The 19,742-nt window shown below is 43.5% G+C and carries 18 protein-coding genes; 8 read left to right on the top strand and 10 right to left on the bottom strand.

The genetic code is table 11. The features are described 5' to 3' along the window. Positions 1–11 precede the first annotated feature (11 nt). From NL647_RS03885 to NL647_RS03870, 4 genes are all read left to right on the top strand, one after another. Positions 12–2,456, top strand: coding sequence for a VolA/Pla-1 family phospholipase (locus tag NL647_RS03885; RefSeq protein WP_253649667.1), 2,445 nt, complete (start codon positions 12–14; stop codon positions 2,454–2,456). 135 nt (positions 2,457–2,591) lie between these two features. After that, positions 2,592–2,801 (top strand): YgdI/YgdR family lipoprotein, encoded by a 210-nt coding sequence (locus NL647_RS03880; RefSeq protein WP_005451749.1) that lies wholly within the window; start codon positions 2,592–2,594, stop codon positions 2,799–2,801. Positions 2,802–3,069: 268 nt separating this feature from the next. Beyond that, positions 3,070–3,627 (top strand): PhnA domain-containing protein, encoded by a 558-nt coding sequence (locus NL647_RS03875; RefSeq protein WP_005451748.1) that lies wholly within the window; start codon positions 3,070–3,072, stop codon positions 3,625–3,627. A 181-nt stretch (positions 3,628–3,808) separates the two neighbouring features. Beyond that, positions 3,809–4,726, top strand: a complete 918-nt coding sequence (locus NL647_RS03870) for a homocysteine S-methyltransferase family protein (RefSeq protein WP_253649666.1) — start codon at positions 3,809–3,811, stop codon at positions 4,724–4,726. 5 nt (positions 4,727–4,731) lie between these two features. Here the strand turns inward: NL647_RS03870 and NL647_RS03865 are convergent, their stop codons facing one another. From NL647_RS03865 to NL647_RS03850, 4 genes are all read right to left on the bottom strand, one after another. After that, positions 4,732–5,430, bottom strand: coding sequence for a DUF1223 domain-containing protein (locus NL647_RS03865; protein WP_005451746.1), 699 nt, complete (start codon positions 5,428–5,430; stop codon positions 4,732–4,734). Positions 5,431–5,567: 137 nt separating this feature from the next. Then, positions 5,568–5,759 (bottom strand): hypothetical protein, encoded by a 192-nt coding sequence (locus NL647_RS03860; protein ID WP_005451745.1) that lies wholly within the window; start codon positions 5,757–5,759, stop codon positions 5,568–5,570. Positions 5,760–6,038: 279 nt separating this feature from the next. Further along, positions 6,039–7,058 (bottom strand): TerC family protein, encoded by a 1,020-nt coding sequence (locus NL647_RS03855; RefSeq protein WP_017819595.1) that lies wholly within the window; start codon positions 7,056–7,058, stop codon positions 6,039–6,041. Between the two features lie 529 nt (positions 7,059–7,587). Next, positions 7,588–9,330 (bottom strand): bifunctional UDP-sugar hydrolase/5'-nucleotidase, encoded by a 1,743-nt coding sequence (locus tag NL647_RS03850; RefSeq protein WP_050941251.1) that lies wholly within the window; start codon positions 9,328–9,330, stop codon positions 7,588–7,590. Positions 9,331–9,867: 537 nt separating this feature from the next. On the opposite strand from NL647_RS03850, the gene NL647_RS03845 reads away from it, so the two are divergent. Beyond that, entirely contained in the window at positions 9,868–11,502 is a 1,635-nt protein-coding gene (locus NL647_RS03845) for a DUF2813 domain-containing protein (RefSeq protein WP_005451741.1), read from the top strand. Positions 11,503–11,630: 128 nt separating this feature from the next. Here NL647_RS03845 and NL647_RS03840 read toward each other — a convergent pair whose 3' ends face one another. Then, positions 11,631–12,110: a DUF1097 domain-containing protein gene (locus NL647_RS03840; protein ID WP_005451739.1), complete on the bottom strand. Its 480-nt coding sequence runs from the start codon at positions 12,108–12,110 to the stop codon at positions 11,631–11,633. A 297-nt stretch (positions 12,111–12,407) separates the two neighbouring features. Then, complete coding sequence (locus NL647_RS03835) at positions 12,408–13,313, bottom strand: LysR substrate-binding domain-containing protein (RefSeq protein WP_005441888.1); 906 nt, start codon at positions 13,311–13,313, stop codon at positions 12,408–12,410. A 286-nt stretch (positions 13,314–13,599) separates the two neighbouring features. On the opposite strand from NL647_RS03835, the gene focA reads away from it, so the two are divergent. Beyond that, positions 13,600–15,051: a formate transporter FocA gene (gene focA / locus NL647_RS03830; RefSeq protein ID WP_005451736.1), complete on the top strand. Its 1,452-nt coding sequence runs from the start codon at positions 13,600–13,602 to the stop codon at positions 15,049–15,051. Positions 15,052–15,148: 97 nt separating this feature from the next. On the opposite strand, the gene NL647_RS03825 is transcribed toward focA, so the two are convergent. From NL647_RS03825 to NL647_RS03815, 3 genes are all read right to left on the bottom strand, one after another. Continuing rightward, positions 15,149–15,718, bottom strand: a complete 570-nt coding sequence (locus tag NL647_RS03825) for a YceI family protein (protein ID WP_253649665.1) — start codon at positions 15,716–15,718, stop codon at positions 15,149–15,151. Then, on the bottom strand, positions 15,715–16,254 hold the full coding sequence (locus NL647_RS03820; protein WP_017819592.1) for a cytochrome b: 540 nt from the start codon (positions 16,252–16,254) through the stop codon (positions 15,715–15,717). The genes NL647_RS03825 and NL647_RS03820 overlap by 4 nt, the downstream gene beginning before the upstream one ends. Before the next feature lie 174 nt (positions 16,255–16,428). Next, on the bottom strand, positions 16,429–16,671 hold the full coding sequence (locus tag NL647_RS03815) for a DUF2164 domain-containing protein (RefSeq protein WP_009696700.1): 243 nt from the start codon (positions 16,669–16,671) through the stop codon (positions 16,429–16,431). Positions 16,672–16,801: 130 nt separating this feature from the next. On the opposite strand from NL647_RS03815, the gene NL647_RS03810 reads away from it, so the two are divergent. Next, a complete protein-coding gene (locus NL647_RS03810; protein WP_253649664.1) occupies positions 16,802–17,434 on the top strand; it encodes a hypothetical protein in 633 nt (210 codons plus the stop codon). Between the two features lie 197 nt (positions 17,435–17,631). After that, a complete protein-coding gene (locus NL647_RS03805; RefSeq protein WP_154202608.1) occupies positions 17,632–18,420 on the top strand; it encodes an EAL domain-containing protein in 789 nt (262 codons plus the stop codon). A gap of 30 nt (positions 18,421–18,450) precedes the next feature. Here NL647_RS03805 and NL647_RS03800 read toward each other — a convergent pair whose 3' ends face one another. After that, positions 18,451–19,707, bottom strand: coding sequence for a DEAD/DEAH box helicase (locus tag NL647_RS03800; RefSeq protein ID WP_253649663.1), 1,257 nt, complete (start codon positions 19,705–19,707; stop codon positions 18,451–18,453). Between the last annotated feature and the right edge of the window lie 35 nt (positions 19,708–19,742).

The following is a 19,742-nucleotide window of genomic DNA, read 5'->3' as shown; positions in this document are numbered from 1 at the left end:
GGAGTAAACCAATGAAACATACGTTTAAATTATCACTGCTTTGTTCTGCAATCCTACTTGCAGGTTGTGGTGACGACACTTCTAGCTCAGGCACTTCAGATACCGCAACGTTTGAACCTGCGGTTCAGGCACTACTTGACCGTAACACGTCGGTTAGTTTCACGGTTCAAGGTTCGAATGCTGATGTACCAGCGCCTTCTTACTTGCTAATGGATACAACAGATGGCACGCTCGGTCTGCCGACTGGTGGTGATGATGCGCTAACCAACCCTCGCGCCGCGATGAACACCATGGATGGTTGGTCAACATCAATGCCAATCGTTCTTAATTTCAACGGTGCAGGTTTCGCTGATGGTTTAGTCACGTCGGGTATTAGCGTTATTAAGCTAAATCAACGCATCACCGATTGGGATGGTAAGACAAACCCAATCGAAAAAGTTTTAAAGATCCAAGACGGCGCAACTGCTGATGCAGACTTCCAAGTCGTATCAAGTGGTAAGAGTCTTTACATCCAATTCGCAGACTCGTTCGATGAATCAAGCGAATACATTTTTGCAGTGACTCAAGCAGTAAAAGATGTAAATGGTGACGCAATCGGTACATCCGGTAGTTACGCGACGGCAAAATCGAAAGAAGTCGTATACGAATCTGGTGATCTTGCTTCTCTACAAGCTGCAACAACGGCGGTTGAAGGAATCTTTGGTCTTGCTACTCAATCTGGCTTACTAAACGTTGTACCTTCAGACATCATCTACTCATCATGGTTTAGCACACAGTCGGTAGGTGACACACTTGCAGCAGTGAAAGGCGTAACCGCAACCGGTTTTGCTACCGGAGCAAACACGCTCAACACGGTTTACAAGAATGACACTAACCCAGGTTCGGTCGACCTTGCGACTGCATACACGATGTCATTGGGTGCGACTCAAGACTTCATTACTGCGTTAGACGCAGATGAAGACTTCAACAAATACATCAGTGACTTAGACTCAACAAAGACCGCAATAAAAGGGCTTTACGCGAATGCCGGTGTTTCAGTCAACGTAACTCAGGGTGTGGTGAGACTACCTTACTATCTAGAGAAAGGTGCTGACTGGAACATGCAGCCAATGGTTTCAGCAATGCCAAGCCTTGTGAAACTGCAAGCCGCCTTATCAAACAAAGATGAACAAGCAGGCATAATTCAGCAGTTGTCTAGTGGTGAATTTGCAAATGACCCTGTTGATGTGAGCAAGCTCGCTACTGATCCTACTGAGCAGCTAAAGCTTGTTGGCGCCAATCTAAAACTATCTGACGGCACTCCACTGGATAGTGACCGAGTGATCACTCGATACTCACCAGTGCCAGCGGTTAAGTCTCTAGAAGATGTCGAGTTCCTGTTGTTCACTCCAGAAACTGGCACGCCGACCAACGTTGTGATTTATCAACATGGTATTACTTCAGCAAAAGAAAATGCTTACGCTTTTGCCTTTAACATGGTTAAAGCTGGTGTAGCGGTGATCGCTATCGACTTACCAATTCATGGCACTCGTAGCTTGGATGACCAACGTTCTGCGAATTCAAACGTGTTAGCATATTTGAACTTGTCTAACTTGGCAGTAGCGCGTGATAACCTTCGCCAAAGTGTCCTTGACGTATTAGGTCTTCGCGCAAGTCTTGTGGTTTCTGCTCAAGCGGGTCTTCTTGCGAATAGCCCACTTAAAGGGTTTAACCCAGCAACTGGCTCAAAAGTTAAGATGCTTGGTCACTCATTAGGAGGCATCGTTGGTACGTCAGCCGTTGCAGCGGCAAACAACTCTCTGGGCTCAGTATCAGCAGATGCGTTGTACAACTTCAGTAGTGCATCTATCCAAAACTCTGGTGGTCAAATCGGTAACTTACTGCTTGGCTCTTCCAACTTTGGTCCGCAAATCAAACATAACCTAGCGTACGCGGCGTCCGCAGACTATGCGAGTTATGCAGATGCATCTTGTGCAGAACTTAGCGATAAAGTGTGTTACGAAACGTTTGAGAAAGGCGCAAGCCCTGAAGCTCTGGCTCAATTAAATGCTGGTTTCTCTAGCTTTATCTATGCCGCGCAAACAACGCTTGATACCGTTGACCCGTTCACAAATGCTGCTGATCTTATGAAGACTGGTTCGTTATCAACACCATTCTTCATGACAGAAGTAGATGGTGATGCAACCGTTCCAAACAACGTACCTAATGCGCCATTTGCAGGTACCGAGCCACTTGCGAAGAAGCTAGGCTTGAAAACGGTTAACAGCTCAGACACTGCTGTGAATGCAACAGCAAGCTTTGTCCAATTTAACGCAACGGCATCACACAGCACGTTTGCCTCTCCGGCAGGTACGTTGGCAGACCTTCCTCACCACGCAGAAATGCAGGCTGAGAATGCTGATTTTGTAGTGGATGATGCACTAAGCAAAGTAAGTAATGCGACAGTACTAAAATAATCTTGTACATCCCCTCAAAGCCCAGTTTCTACTGGGCTTTTTTGTTTCTATGCCTTTCAGACCCACTCATAGTTTCCTCTGCTATAGTTAAAACGATGTCTTTGTCTAACTCACTTGTTTGAAAAGGAAAACTCTATGCGCGTATTGACCGTGATTGCCACTGCACTACTTCTTGCCGCTTGCGGCAGCAGCCAATATCTTATGTCAACGAATGAAGGGAAAATCATCACCTCGTATGGCAAACCAGATCTCAATGAAGATACTGGCATGTACGAGTATGAAGACGTGGATGGCAAAGAAATGAGTATCTCACAAGACCAAATCGTACAAATTATCGAACGTTAGATCCTTTGCCTCCTGTCAAGTCAGGGGGCATTTTCAATCAATCTCCCTACCATCGATAACATTCATCAATGCAACTGATTCATCATTCAAAACAATCAACACCCTTATTTATATTCTAGATATTATTTGTTTAGCCAATATTTTACATCTTCACTCCTTTCAGGTTGGAATATTGTAAAATCTCGCCTTTAATTCTCTAACACCCTTTTATTTCTCAGGATAAAGTGGATAATACCGCCACCAAAAAACATTACTAAGGTGAGTCCTTATGTCTATCGAAGCTACTCTGCTTGCTCGCTGCGAGTCAAAATGTGAACTGTGTTCTTCTGAAACTCAACTAACTGCTTACGCTGTGCCACCACACGGCAACGTAACGGTTGATACTGCTATCATGGTTTGTGATAAGTGTCATGGTGAGATCGAAGACCCTAAAGACATTAACCACTGGCGCTGCTTGAACGACAGCATGTGGAGTCAGGTTCCTGCAGTACAAGTAACTGCATGGCGCCAACTTACTCGCCTAAACACAGAAAGCTGGGCTCAAGATGCTCTTGACATGATGTACATGGAAGAAGAGCAAATGAACTGGGCAATGAAAGGTATGTCTGCTGACGATAAAACTGTTGACTGCAACGGCACTGAACTTAAGAAAGGTGACGATGTAACAGTAATCAAAGACCTACCAGTTAAAGGTACAAACCAAGTAATCAAACAAGGTACTGTTATTCGCGGTATCAGCCTTGGTGATGATCCTAAACTTGTTTCAGGTAAGGCAAACGGTGGTCAGTCAATGTACGTGATCGCTGAGTACTGCCGTAAGAAGTAATCCCAACATTACTTTCGAATTGAACGGGGTTCCAGTTGGAACCCCGTTTTCGTTTCTGCAGTCCGCACCTTTTGTCTTATCTAGCTCACTACTTACTACCCACCTACACGACCTATCCTTTTCCGCTCGTCACTTTCGTTCATAGCCATTTTCATTTAAGGTTCAACAAGGAAGAATTAAGATGGACTGTAGTATGAAAAAGTTAACCATCCTTGATGGTGGTATGGGAAGAGAGCTGAAACGCATGGGAGCCCCATTCTCTCAACCACTTTGGAGCGCACAAGCTCTGATTGAATCGCCAGAATTCGTTTACCAAGCGCATAACAACTTTATCCACGCTGGAGCAGAGATCATCATTGCCAACAGCTACGCTTGTGTACCATTCCATCTGGGACAAGAACTTTACGAACAACAAGGTAGTGAACTAGCACGCTTTGCAGCCCAAATTGCTCGTGAATGTGCGGATAAGTCACCGGAACGCGTTCTAGTAGCTGGTTGTATTCCACCAGCGCTTGGTAGTTATCGACCAGATCTGTTCGAACCCAAATTAGGTGAAATCATTTTCAAGACTTTGTTTGAAGCTCAAGAAGATTATGTAGACCTTTGGCTAGCGGAGACCATATGCAGTTTAGAGGAGCTAAAGTGTTTACAAAGAGTCTTCACGAGCAGCATCAAACCTACTGTGTATGCCTTTTCTTTAAGTGATGACTCAGTGGAAACCGCGTTGTTGCGCTCTGGGGAAACCGTTATCCAAGCCATTGAGCATATTGCACAAAGTGCAGACAACACCAATACCATCAGCGTTTACTTTAACTGCTCGGTACCTGAAGTAATGGCAAAAGCGGTCAGTGATACCAAAGCAGTTTTAGACCAACACAAGCTAGATATTGAAATTGGGGTTTACGCGAACAACTTCACCGCAATCAAATCTAATCACGAAGCCAACAGCGCATTACAAGCGATGCGAGAACTCTCACCAGACGAATACTTAACCTTTGCAAAAGAATGGTATCAGCGCGGAGCTACCATTATAGGTGGGTGCTGCGGTATTGGACCAGAACACATCAAAGCGCTTTCGGATTGGAAGGCATCCCTTTAGTTCATTTATCGAATCTCACCCGCGACAGTCTGCACACGATTAAAAGTCCCTGGCTCAGTCACCCACGCCGCAACAGCATCAATGTTGTTGATGGGCTGATTGAGCTTAAACGTCCACTCTCCACTCTTTGAGCGCCCTTGTTGTTTCTCCAATGCAACGAAATTATGCTCTAGTACTTTCCCTCGGTTTTCACCGCGCTTAACTGGTGTGGTTTCATTACTTGAGAGAAACACAATCGTTGCATCATACGAGCCTTTCTCTTCAAACCGTAAAGAGAATTGGTTGCCAGAGCGCTCTAGTGTCAATGATTGGGCTTTTACGTTGTCGTTGCTGGGTAATACGCGCTTGCGCCAATTAAAAAAGCCGCGCCATTCTTCACTATCAACGACAAATGCTGGAGTATAGACACTCCCTACCGCGCCATAAGCGCGATACAAACGTTGCAGCTGAGAGAATTCAGGCTTTGCAAATTTGTCTTTCCAACCAAGATAGTCCCAATAATCAACGTGGTATGCGACAGGAATGTACTTTTCCCACAAATCAGGGCTGGATTGAAACGTAGAAAGGTATTTGTCTGCAGGTGGGCAACTTGAACAGCCTTCTGAAGTAAATAGCTCTATCACTTGTGCGGGCTGTCCTTCATGAACCCAACTTTGTGATGCAGAAAGACTGGTAATAGCAGCAAGTGCAATCGCGTTAATCATAGGCAGCTCCTTTTCTTTGATACTGACTATGACCGTACGAGCAAGAGATAGCTTTCAATGCGGTCTTAGGTGTAGCGATTTCAGATACAAAAATGCCGGCGATTAAGCCGGCATTTCGAATTCGCTTTCCATTCAGATTAACGGTACATACCGATGTCTTTCTGAATGTGTGCAGATAGGTCTTCTGCGTAGTAGCTGCGAGGTGCAGAGTTATCTACGAAAAGAATATCCAGTAAGTGAGCAATCAATCCTTTGAAGTTAACCGCGTAGGTCTTCTTATCCATAGAGGTTGGTAAAGCTACATTTGTCATTTGCATTGCTTGTGCCATGATTGCCTCTCTTTAAAAGCAGTAAATTGTTTTGTTGGTCGTATATTAGTCATTTTTTCTCTGAGCAAAAAATGACAAAATTTGGTTATTCAGATTAGTTTTTCTTATAAAACAATTCCGTTACAAACCATAAGAATACAAAATCCAACTAACCGCATACTTATTCAACAAAGCGAATCTTTAGTTGAATAACTTGGATTTACACAGGTAAACCCAAGTTTATTTGCAACATTTAATTAACCAAATATTCTTTTAAAGGATTTTGAATTTACAAAATACTTAAGAGTTTTGATTAGTAATTTTAACGCTAGAGCTATTGGTTTCTTTGTTCTTATAGATAGAAGCAATAACCGCTGTCGTCATCACTGTCACTAGGAAAGTTAATGACCAAACCGTTGGGATTTCGTATTGCGTACCAACCAGTAGCATCTTCACACCAATGAACATCATGATCACTGACAGCGCTGGTTTTAGGTACACAAACTTGTCCAACATTGCTTGCAGTACAAAGTACAGAGAACGTAAGCCAAGCAGAGCAAACACGTTAGCCGCTAATACCAAGAACGGTTCACGCGTTACTGCAAAGATTGCAGGGATCGAATCCAGTGCGAACATCACGTCCATCACTGCAATCACACCAACAACGATAAGCATTGGCGTTGCAACCCACTTACCTGCTTGTTTCAAGATCAAGTGGTTACCTTGATACTCTTCTGTCACTGGTAAGAATTTACGAATGAACTGCTCAGGGTATGGGTTCACCTCTTCTTCTTCGCCTTTATCTCGCGCTAGTTTAATACCCGTCCAAATTAGGAACGCAGCGAACAGATAAAGTACCCAGTGGTACTGAGCAAGCAATTGAGCACCCACAGCAATCATGATTGCACGTAAAACCAATGCACCAATCACACCCCACAATAGAGCGCGTGGACGCAAATGCTCAGGCACCTTGTATTGCGCAAAGATGATTGCAAACACAAACAAGTTATCGACACTTAACGATTTCTCAAGCAAGTAACCAGTTAAGAATGATATGGTCGCTTTTTCGTGAGTATAAACGCTATGAGGCGCGTAATAATCCCAGAAGAAATAGATAGAGCCTGCAAAGACAAACGCTAATAAGAACCAGAATACGCTCCAACCAATTGCTTTTTTCATGGTAATTACGCCGCCACGAGTCTGATAGATATCGAGGGCCACTAAAACCAAAGTAAATAGACCGAATGCACCGTACATTGTCAGTGATTCTTGTAGTGGAACAGACTGGGATAATTGGGTGGTATTTTCGATAAGAGACATGCTTCCTCCCACGCGGAAGGACATTATTCGGGCTGACCTTCCGCAAACAATACAAACCAGCAGTCACATTACCCATGTGTCTGCTAGCCAATGAATGCGTTGGTCTCGTTGAAGTGATCACGTGATGAATCAAGTGACACCTTTATTTACCGGATAAGCTGATGCTTAACGAGATGACGATAAATAAACTTGCGCTAACTACTCCCCAAACGCCGCCATCATACCCCTGCTTGCGTCGATCTCCAACAAAAAATCGTTATCGATAAAAACAAAGTATTTTGTGAAGAATGTTTATCAACATCATGAATTCAAGCCGGTTCAGATACAAAAAAGGAGCACTTATGCGCCCCTCATTTGTTGAATAGTCGATCTTTAAAAACCAGTTAGCGGTACAAAGTAAACCAGTGTTGACCAAACTGCGACCCAAGCAACGACAACCGCTGCGTCAGCCCAATCTTTTTTCCACATACTCTCTTCCCTCTTCATCGCATGTGCATTAGGGAGTGAGCAAAAAAGATACCAATAACGGTTATTGATTCTTCTGCGAGTAAAGTTTGTGACTTTGGTTCAAACAGTTTGGTTCGTCCGTTAGTAGTTCAACGAAGCAATCTGCCATGGAAAGATTACTGACAAAGCCTTCACCTTTCATATCCAGCAACGCTTCATAACCTTCTTTACCTTTCATAGTATAAGCAGACGAAGTACCACGGTACCAAAGCTCATCTTCCATCTCACACCAACGCTTACCATCAAAAATTTCTAGGTTTTTAATGCGTTGTCCTTTTGGCGCATCGGCTTGATATTCAAAGTTCAAATTATGTGTGTATGGGTAGCTACCAGAACCAGTGCCTTCAACACCATTGTTAAGTGCATTATTGATCGCGCCTTCCAATGCTAAACGAACAACTTTGCCTTGTACGTCATAAAAACCGATAGGAACGGCAAATGGCAACAATCGTCCGGCAACGTCTGCCACGGTAATATTTCCCGGATTGAGAGAAGTACGCACACCTCCCGCATTATGAATGGCAAATTGAACCTTGTGCCCACGCTTGTTAAGCGCATACAAGAATGAATGCGCTACTGCTGGAGCAAGTTCGCTTCCGCCAAATTCGTCAGGAATACGTACATGGCGCTTCTTCTCTGCCACATTTGCAATTACTTGTGATTGAAGCTTACGCACTCTTGGGATGTACTTATCATTTAAGATCGCTTGTGTCTCTGGGTGCTTTTTACAAACAACTACGTTTGGTTGACCATGAATAAAGTCACACGCTTCTTCAAACACACCTTGGTCAAGCTGCTCATTTAGTGTCGAATCCCAGAAAATGCGTCTTCCGAGTAGCAATTCATTTTGACCACTTAACATGGTCGCGGTGCCATTTTCATCAAATTCAAGAACACAATGCCCCATGGTTAATGCGTGATAACCAGCTTGAACGACATAAGTATCGTTTACCTTGACGCCATATGGGTCATCTTCGCCTAAGCCAATAGCGGTAAAGTTACCTTGTAACCTATGACTGTGACCACCGACTATTATGCCAATGCCATCCACTTGAGCTGCAAGCTCGAGATCCCCTTCATAACCTAAGTGGCTCAAAAGGATGATGTTTTTAATACCCGCTTGGTGGATGTTTTCAACAGTATGTTTTGCTGTTTCTATTGCAGAGATAAATGGTGTGTCGGCATCTGGGTTGGCAATATCGCTCATCTTGTCGATAGACAAACCAAAGATGGCAACTTTCTCTCCGTGAAATTCTTTCACCAGATATTGCGCGCTTTGAGTCTCAGTGTCGAAGCTCAATACGTTATCGCAATCGCCCATGCGGTGATCTTTAGTTGGCAATTCATTGGATAAGTCCCAGTTACCTGCAAGCAACGGGAAGTTGGTACGCTGACAAAACAAAGCAACCGGTTCATTACCCATATCAAGTTCATGATTGCCCAGAGCCATCGCATCGATGTTAAGCGCGTTTAATAGGTCGGCGTTTGCTTTGCCTTTGAATAACGAGAAGTACAGAGTGCCCTGAAAACAGTCGCCAGCGTGTAAAAACAACATGCCCTGACCTTGACGTTGGGCATCATCACGAAGCTGTTCTACGCGTGTTGCGATACGTGAAAACCCACCAGCGCTCACGTAAGGCTCTAGTGTACGTTCGGTATCAATATTGAGTTTTAGCTGTAATGACGTTGGCTCAAAGTAGGAATGAGTGTCATTGATGTGTGCCAGTTTGATTCTGACTGGCTTATGATTTTTATTCATTGTCATCTTCTCTCTTTTCATTCCGAAATGCCCAAGTGACCTCAAGACGCAGTATTCAGAGCGATGTCACTGATTTAAGTTCAAGGAAAACGATGCAGCGTAATAGTCATCTATTTCCCAATTGTTTGACAAAGAAATTGAATCAGTGACACGCTCCCTTCGGGCGAGTTGACTTGGTTTGTATACGTTGTTAACGCTTTTTAACTTAGGGTCACTAGGTTTTCAAATCGTTGCCTAGTCTACAAACCAAGTCATTCTCGCTGAACTAAGCATCTCGAGGTTACTTGGACATCATTATTAGAACTGAATCATGACAGAATCATGAATTTTATGAAACAGAGAAATTGTCATTTCATTTTTACGTGATCAAGATTCATCTTGCGTACAAGTTTGAAAGTGACTTTACGCCTAAACGGTCTCTATTCATAGGATGAATGCTCTTAAATTTGTGAACTGAGCTTAACTTGCCATGATCAATTTCATATATGCTTATGAGGAGCAAAAGAACTCTCGATAATTCAAATAATTGCAAGGAGGAGTGAGATGAGACTAGAACGCATCGAAATCTCTGGGTTTAGAGGCATTAAACGCCTTTCACTCTCTTTTGACGAACTGACGACCTTAATCGGTGAGAACACTTGGGGTAAATCCTCCCTACTCGACGCCCTGTCTCTCGCCTTACCTGCAGATGGCTCTCTCTATCAATTTGAAATGACGGACTTCCACGTCGACTATTCCATCTCGCACCCACAAACACAGCATCTTCAAATCGTACTCTGTTTTAAATCTCAAGATAAACAAGAAGTGAATGCTGGACGTTATCGTCGCATTAAACCTACATGGTGCATCAACGAAGACAACGAACACGTCATTTATTACCGTTTAAGTGCCAGTAGAGATGGTCACCACATCACAACCAAGTACGCATTCTTGGACTGTGATGGCGAAGCGAAGCAACTGCATCATGCAGAGAAACTCGCAATTGAACTGATGACCCTTCACCCAGTAATCCGATTACGCGACTCACGCCGTTTCCCCGAACCCAATCACATTAATGGTGACAACAAAAATGCTCGTATAGAAAAACGCATTAATAATACCTGCCGTCGCCTGTTTGCTATGCCTGGTCATGTGAACAAAGGTGAAGTTCGCAGCAGTCTTGATTCAATGCACACGTTAGTCGAGCACTATTTTGCATTCCGAAGCGTGAAGAAAGGTCACCCGAGAAAACCGCGAGACGGTCTGTTCTATGCCAGCCCTTCTGCTGAAAAAGGGTTATCGCAGTTTTTGAAAGAGACGAATAACAAGCAAACTCGCTTACTACTTATGGGATTGTTAAACGCGTACCTACAAGCCAAAGGCCCGACAGACTTAAGACGTTGTGCACGTCCCATCTTGATCATTGAAGATCCAGAAGGTCGTTTACATCCTACTCATCTATCCCGCGCTTGGAGCTTGTTGCAACTGCTTCCGATGCAGAAGATTCTCACCACAAACAGTGCCCGTTTACTCGGCTCTGTACCGTTGGCATCGATTCGTCGATTAGTTCGTTTGTCAGATCGAACCATTGCAAAGTCACTCAACACAAACCGCTTTAGTGTCGACCAACTCCGTCGGATTGGCTTCCACATTCGTTTTCATCGTGCTGGTGCCCTATTTGCTCGTTGCTGGCTATTGGTTGAGGGTGAAACAGAAGTTTGGTTATTTAACGAACTGGCACGTCAATGCGGGTATGACTTAGCGGCAGAAGGCGTACAAATCGTTGAATTTGCCCAGTCTGGGTTGAAGTCTCTGATCAAAGTCGCCAAAGAATTTGGGATAGATTGGCACGTCGTCACTGACGGAGATCCTGCGGGTAAGAAATACGCTCATACAGTAAGAGCGCATTTGGATAACGACCAAGAACGCCATCGCTTAACGGAATTACCTGACAGAGACATCGAGCATTTTCTCTATAACAATGGTTTCGAACTTTTCTTTAAGGACATTATCAAAGTTCCTCATGAGCACCCAATCCCAGCAAAGAAAGTCGTAAATCGCGTTCTGAAGAAACAAGCAAAACCCGATCTCGCCTTAGCGATTGTCGCTCATTGTGAGGAACGAGGTGTAGATTGCATCCCTGTGCTACTGCGCTGGACGTTGAAACGTGTCGTTACCATGGCAAACGGAAACACCTAACAAGCGTATAAATAAAAAAAAAGCACACCAACCTGGTGTGCTTGTATCAAGAATCAGTAATTTTGATTAACTGTATTGAGCGGGATAAGTCTCAACACACAGCGGATACAAATAAGATCGGGGGTTCACTACTGTACTTGCTCAGCGAGCGAAGAAGTAGCGGCTGATTTCGCATGTAACCAAAGTCCTGTTGCTTTCATTAAGTAGCCAAACACGCCACCTAAAATCAGCGATGGCACTACAAGTTGCCAATTGCCGTCTGCAGCAAAAGTGGCGCATGAGCCAATGAAAGTGCCAGGGATGTACGCTAGCCAAGCTTGTTTCGCTTGAATACACATAAAGAACGCAACTACAGCAGTAATTACATAACCGATAATCTCTACACCTACGTAAGTTGAACCGTAAATGATTACCAACGCCCAAAATACGCCTGTCATATTGGTGATCAAACTTTCTGCTAGCCCTTTTAAGCCACTTGTCGGGGATGCAAAGTAACTAGTACAGCCAAGAAAGCCTGCCCAAGACAACAGACCAAGGGAGATAGCGATCCAGCCCCATACGCCAGAGAGAATGCCAGTTGTAATTGAAATTGCTAAAAGTGTGGTCATGGTATTCTTACCCGCTTGACTAGTTTCGTACCACTTGGTTCGAAAACTGCCTTCATACATTGAAATCAGGCAGTCAATACTAGGCACATCCCTCATTGACTTCGGTGATCAAGATCGCATTAACATCCTATAACGTTGCATGTTTTACACGTTAAATTTGACGCAACCGATAAATCAACAGATTTCGAAAATAACAAAATCACAATAAATTGGGCGAAATAAGTAATAGATGACAAAAAAGGCCCTGCACAATGCAGAGCCTTTACTAAGATGCGATCATTTTGTTTCGAATATCGCTTAAAGCACTGAAGGTTTGCCTTTCATCATGCGTAAGCCTTCACGTTTGATGCAGTCAACCAATGGGTTTTCCGCCATATCAGCACGCCATATAAACGATAATGTTCGATCCATCTTCAGATCAGGTACGTTCAGCGCAACCAAATCACCAGCTTCAATGTAACGTTCTACATCAAGATAAGGCAGGCACGTCAAATACTGACCATTGGATACCAAGCTTCTTAGAACTGGAACGTGTTCGTATTCACGCCACACGTCCAAATCTTCAATAAGATGGTGAATCGAACTATCAAAAATCTTGCGAGTACCAGAACCATGTTCTCGCAACACCCATTTCGCTTGTTCAAGTTGAGCTAAGCTCACTGATGAGTTACGCGCAAATGGATGGTGGGACGCTGCGACTACAGTAAGATGGTCTCGACACCAAATCTCTTGGTGTAAACGGTTATCGTCACAGCGACCTTCAATCACGCCCAGATCGTATTTGTAATCCAAGACACCATCGATGACGGCCTGAGTACTCTGTACGCCTAAGGAGATACGCATCTCTGGAAAATCATTATCAATGATACTGATAAGGTCAGGAACTAGGTGTTCTGCAGGTGTTTGACTCGCGCCTAATCGAATGTGCCCACTCAACAAGTGTTGCTCGTAAAAACCCATTTCAATTTGTAGCGCGTCTTGCAGTAAACGCTTTGCTTTTGGTCTTAACCACATCCCCCAATGTGTTAAAGCCATTTGTTTGCCTTGCCTTTCAAATAAAGGTCTACCAAGCATTTTTTCCAACTGAGCAAGCGACATGCTCGTCGCCGATTGTGTCAGAGCCAGTTTATCCGCGGCCTGGCTTACACTGCCGGTATCTGCAACAGCGTCAAAAACCGCTAATTGCTTAAGTGAGTAGCGCAAAGTGTCCTCCCTAATTGGCGAGTATTCCCCATACTCTCGCAACCCAAAAATACATGCGTCGATACGCAATGAGGTTCATTTTACCTGCCTTTAAGAACTTATCAAATAATTTGATGAGGATTCTAAATATTATCAATTTTACCTGTAGCTCTGACCTGCTTAATCTGGATATGCGGTTCGGGAACACCGCAACAAAAAACAATAACACCTTCTCTTTCGAGTACAGAAAACGTCTCGATTTCATTAACCAAGGAGTTCATATGGAACCACAGACTAAGGAGTCATTATGGCGGTGACCAGCTCTCAAAATATCCAGTATTTCTCTCCAAAAGAAATGATGGCTGAAGCTGAGAAGTTTGCACTTAGTAAAGCAAACAAAACCAGCGGCATGACACTGGGTTTGGCAATTATGGCAGGCGCATTCATAGGTTTAGCATTCTTGTTCTACATCACAGTGACAACAGGTAGTGCGGATGCAGGTTGGGGTCTTAGCCGTCTTGCTGGTGGTTTAGCATTCAGTATGGGTTTGATACTCATCGTCATTTGCGGTGGTGAGTTGTTTACCAGCTCAGTGCTTTCGAGCATCTCATGGGCAAACAAACAAATCTCATTCGGCAAAATGTTGTCGATTTGGGGTAAGGTTTATGTAGGTAACTTCATCGGTGCAATGTTTTTACTTGCATTGGTCAGTGCGGCGGGCTTGTACCAAATGGATGCAGGTCAATGGGGCTTAAACGCACTCAACATCGCACAGCACAAACTACACCATACATTGGTACAAGCTTTTGCATTAGGCATTTTATGTAACTTATTGGTTTGTCTTGCAATCTGGCTGACATTCAGCTCGGCAAACGCTATGACCAAAGCAGCAATGACCATCATGCCAGTCGCGATGTTCGTTAGCAGTGGTTTTGAGCACTGTGTGGCAAACATGTTCATGGTACCGCTAGGTATCGTTATCGCAAACTTCGCACCGGAATCTTTCTGGACTGCGGTTGGTGTACCAGCTTCTCAATATGCAGATCTGAATGTCGGTCACTTCATCACTGCAAACCTAATTCCAGTGACTCTAGGCAATATCGTTGGTGGTGCAGTATTGGTTGGTTTAGCTAACTGGTGCATTTACCGTCGACCAGAACTTAAAGCAGCAAAAGTTGCATCAATTACAAACACTACAACACTCACGTCAGTTAAGGAACGCACTATGAAAAACGCATCGATTGTAAAAGAGATCATGAACCCGAGCCCAGTTACTCTGAGCGTAGAAATGCCAGTATCAACTGCACTAGATACCCTGTTGGACAACAATCTAATCAGTGCACCTGTTGTTGACATTGAAAACCGTTTGGTTGGTTTCTTCTCAGCACACGACGTAATGGTTGAATTATGGTGCCAAGATTACATCCCAGCTCAAGAACAAAAAGTTGTCGATTTGATGAGCCGTGACGTAGTAGCAATTGATGCAAATGACCGCTTAGTCGACGTTGTTGAGTTCTTATGTATCGATAAAGAACAACTTTACCCAACGACGAGCATGGGCATGGCGACTCGCTTTACTTCTCTTTCTTTAGAAGAACGCGCGAAAAGTATCAAAGTAAGCAAGCCTCAAGTGCTGCCTGTACTAGAAAACGGTCTGATGGTTGGCGTGGTGACACGTAGTGAAGTTCTTAAAGCTCTTCGTCCGGTATATGGCGAGCGTCTAAACCTAGTTGAAGATAACGTTCTAGAAACAGCATAAAACTATTACAACTAGCAACTAACAACAAAAGTTGGCACCAATAAAAAAGCGCTCTATTTAGAGCGCTTTCTTTATTTATACACACAAGAGCAAGAAATTACTTCTTAATACCTTCGATGTGCAATTCCATATCAACGTAGCTCGATGAGCCCATTACAGGGATTTCGAAATCAGCAAGCTCAAGACGGGTTTGACCAATGAAGCCTGCACGCTCACCACCCCATGGGTCGTTACCCGCGCCAACAAATTCTGCTTCGATTGTGATTGGCTTAGTGACACCGTGAAGAGTGAGGTCACCTGTTACATCTAGCTTACCGTTGCCTTTGTCTACAACTTTTGTACTCTTAAACGTCGCTTCGCTGTATTTACCTGCATCGATGAAATCACCACTACGGATGTGTTTATCACGCTCTGCATGGTTTGAATCAAGGCTAGTGGTATCAACTACTACGTTTACTTTCGAATCAGCAATGTTGTTTTCATCAAAAGAAAAGTCACCAGAAAATGTATTAAAACGACCTTTGATGAAACTGTAACCTAAGTGGCTTACTTTAAAGTTAATAGATGCGTGAGCGCCGTTCGTATCGATAACGTAATCTGCAGCGTTAGCACCAAACGGTAGTGCCATAGCGATTGCTAGTCCTGTAGCGAAAAGTGACTTTTTCATTTTGAAGCTCCTAACATTTTTCTTAATGTGTTGTCTTTATCGATAAAGTGATGTTTTAGTGCAGCAGCGGCATGCATACCAGCCATTAGGATTACAGCCCAAGCTGCATAGAAGTGAATTTCACCCGCAATATCTGATTGACCGGGAAATAACTCCCCTGCGCCTGGTACCGTAAACCAATTAAAAACTTCGATACCGCGACCATCAGATGTTGAGATGAGGTAACCTGAAATAAAGATAGTGATGAGCAATAAATACATCACACCATGTGCCGCCTTTGCTGCAGCCACTTCATAAGGTTTACCTTCTACTTTTGGTGACGCCGTCACATGTTTCCACACGATGCGAGCCAAAGTAAGTATTGCCAATAGAATGCCCACAGAGCGGTGATAATGTGGCGCCGTACGATACCATTCGCTGTAGTAGCTAAGGTCGACCATCCACAAACCCACAGCAAACAAACCGATGATGCAAAGTGCTGATAACCAATGCATAAATCGCGCAGGTAGGTTGTAGTTCTTTACCAGTGTTTCCATCTCACGTTCCTAGATATGTTCCTAAGTTGATGTTGAGCAAGAAACACAACATTAACTTATTTACCTTGTATGAAACAGATTATTTACCATCCTTTACATCTAACCAATATTGCTTGTTAAAACATCTTGTTCGAAAAATTTGAAGGAACTTAAAATCGTTTGTAAAACGTAAACTTAGATCTGAACTTCTTGTTCTATTTCATACAGTTCATCGCTCATTTCTAACATACGCCGTTCAATTACTGTTTTTGCATCTTCAATCCCTTTGTTGTAATAGATCGGTGCGAGTTTTTCTGTGATGAAATCAATCAAAAATTCGCTGTCAAATTGCCCGATTTCAAGACTCAGTTCGTCCTGCATGTAATCTTGAATGGCTGTCGCCAATGTTTCTTTTTGTGCTCTTTCTAGTTTGATCATATTTTACCTACGGAACTCTATTCTCAATTTTGATGTTTAGATCAAGAAGTTGCCTATCTAAATTAGTCTATCCTAAAAGGACTATGCTAACCTTTCGCCGTTCATATTGTTAACCGTTAAGGGATATTCTTTGCTACTCGACTTAGTCATTCAAAGTGTCAATGATTTTCAGGACGATTGTCTCAAACTGTGTGAGAAGCATTATCCTGCGGTACATAACCAAGGTATGAGTGAACACCATCTCGGTCTTGCATTTGCACGACGTATGGAGCGCACATTTCGTCACTTTGGTTACAGTAGTATCATCAAACCAATTGAAGTACTTGATGCCCCAGATTTACCTCACCATTATCGCATCTCATCTGAAATTGGTACGGTCTGGGTATTAAGCCATCATATGGTCAGTGCAGGCAATTCATGCCGCGAAAACCTACTTTCTTCTATCACTGAATGGCAAAGTGAGTACGGCTATGCATTACAGCCGAATGACTTACTATTTTTGGTGAGCGATCATTGGATCAGCCGTAGTAAAACCAGTCGAGAGTTATTACATTGGTGGATGGGTGAGCTACCTGAGCCAATTAATGAATATACCGAGCAAGGCATCACATTATTTACCAGCGAGTCACAGCTTACCCATTCCCTGGATACGCGCTTTGGTATCAGCCCTTGCTACATTAAATTTGGACATCCTTTGCGCCGCTCAAACAAGCAACAACTGGTCAGAAAGTACCTTCAACTGTACGCGGTTTTACAGTGGTAACATCAAATTGCAACAGGTAGATTATCAGCCTATTCATCTATTTGTTTGAGGCTGATCGATATTTCCATTCAATACAAGCTAACTCTCTTGCCTTGACCCCTTCAGCACAATTAGATTCGACTTACTGAAGTAAAACTAGATGCACAACAATCAGTTAGGCATCAGTGAAAGTATCTTGGTCTAGGTTACAAACAATAATGATGAGTATCTCGCAGCTACTGGGCTGCATTTCAAAACAATTAGATGGACAATACGTCGCACAATATAAGCAACTGACGTTGAGAAGCGTATTTCAACCCATCTATCAGAAAGATCTTTCTATCATCGGTCTTGAGGCGCTGGTACGTATCAGCAATCAAGATGGGCTCATGATTAGACCAGACCAATTCTTTCACTCAACGAGCATCCCCAGTGAAGATCAAATCAATGTTGAGCGCTTAAGTCGACTCATTCACATCAGCAATTTCGGTCAGTCCAAGTTTAGCAATAAAAAGCTGTTCTTAAATGTCTTACCAAAAGCAGCAGAGATGCTGGCAAAAGACATGTCTTATAGTAATTTGCTAAATCAATCCATCGTCGAAGCCGGCTTGCTCCGAAAGCAAATCGTCATGGAGTTAGTTGAACTTGATGCAAGTGATGAAAACTTCCTCTACAAAGCTACGAAAGAGCTCAGTGATAATGGCTATATGCTTGCCATTGATGATTACGGAATTGATGCCTCAACGATTGAGCGCGTTAGATGCGTAAAACCGAACATCATAAAAATAGATCGGTCATTGCTATTGAGGTACGAAAATGGCGACTTTTCGTGTTTGATGGAAGCACTCTCGCTAGCGAGAGATGTGAACTCAAAAACCGTTATTGAAGGAATTGAAACCGAGCATCAACTTAACTTAATGAAAAAACTCGGTTTTGATATGTATCAAGGCTACTTATTAGCGATGCCTCAAACGCTTGAAGCGTACCAAGAAGCAAAGACTGCGTAATCAAGGTTATTGATAATCGCAATCACCTTTTTATTTTCGTTTTTTTCCGCGGTTTTTATGGATTGCCAGTTTTGCCTTCATCTTACGTTTTTCTGCAGAACGACTCTTACGACGACCACCACCACTATTACGTTCAGGTTCAATTTCTTCTATTAAGCTTGGTTCAAAGCCTTCTAACCACTCTTGCGGTAAGCGTTTGTCAAGCAGGTTTTCAATGGCGTGCAATAGATACTCTTCATCACGACTCATCAAAGAAACCGCAAGACCAGATTTACCCGCACGTCCCGTACGACCAATACGGTGAACGTAGTCTTCCGCCTTAAATGGCATATCGAAGTTAACGACTTGCTCAAGTTGTTGAATATCTAAACCGCGAGCGGCAACATCAGTTGCAATTAACGCACGTACTTTACCTTCTTTGAACTCGTCAAGTGCACGTTGACGAGCACCTTGAGATTTATCTCCATTGATAGAGACCGCTTTAATGCCATCCAGTTTAAGCTCTTTAGCCAATTCGTCACTGCCTTGCTTAGTCTTGGTAAATACCAATACCTGCTGCCAGTTACGTGAACCAATTAAGTACGCTAGCAGTTCGCGTTTACGCTTCTTATCGACTGGGTAAACCATTTGTTTCACTGTTTCTGCCGTCGTATTTGCTGGTGATACTTCCACCTCGACCGGAGAATCCATCAATTTGTAAGCAATGGTTTTAATGCGCTTTTCAAACGTCGCTGAGAAAAGCATCGTCTGTATCGTTTGTGGTAAACGACGAAGGATACGTTGCAGATCAGGCCAAAAACCCATATCCAACATACGATCCGCTTCATCCAAAACAAGGATGCCTGTTTTAGAAATGTTTACGTTGCCATTAAACAAATGGTCAAGTAGGCGCCCCGGTGTTGCGATAAGGATGTCTGCGCCCTCTTCAAGCTTTTTCTTTTGTACGCCAATACTCGTGCCACCGTAAACACACACTATTTTAAGATCAGTATTTGCTGAGTATTGCGTGAGGTTGTCCATCACTTGCTGAGCCAGTTCTCGAGTCGGCACGAGAATCAGTGCTTGCGGCGTGCCATTACGTTTCTGTTGCTGAACAGTCTGGATGATTGGCAAGCCAAATGCCGCTGTCTTACCTGTACCGGTTTGTGCAGCAGCAAGCAGATCTTTACCTTCCAGCACGTGTGGAATCGATTTTTCCTGAACAGGAGTCGGTGTAACAATATTCAAACCACCTAGGGTCTCAACCAACGGTTGTTCAATGCCAAGATCAGCGAAATTAACGGACATGATAAACCTCTTAATTTTTGGAGCGCAGAGTTTAC

It is taken from the genome of Vibrio sp. Y29_XK_CS5, assembly GCF_024181835.1.
GTDB classification, from domain to species: Bacteria; Pseudomonadota; Gammaproteobacteria; order Enterobacterales; family Vibrionaceae; genus Vibrio; species Vibrio harveyi.
This window is presented reverse-complemented; position numbering and strand designations above follow the sequence as displayed.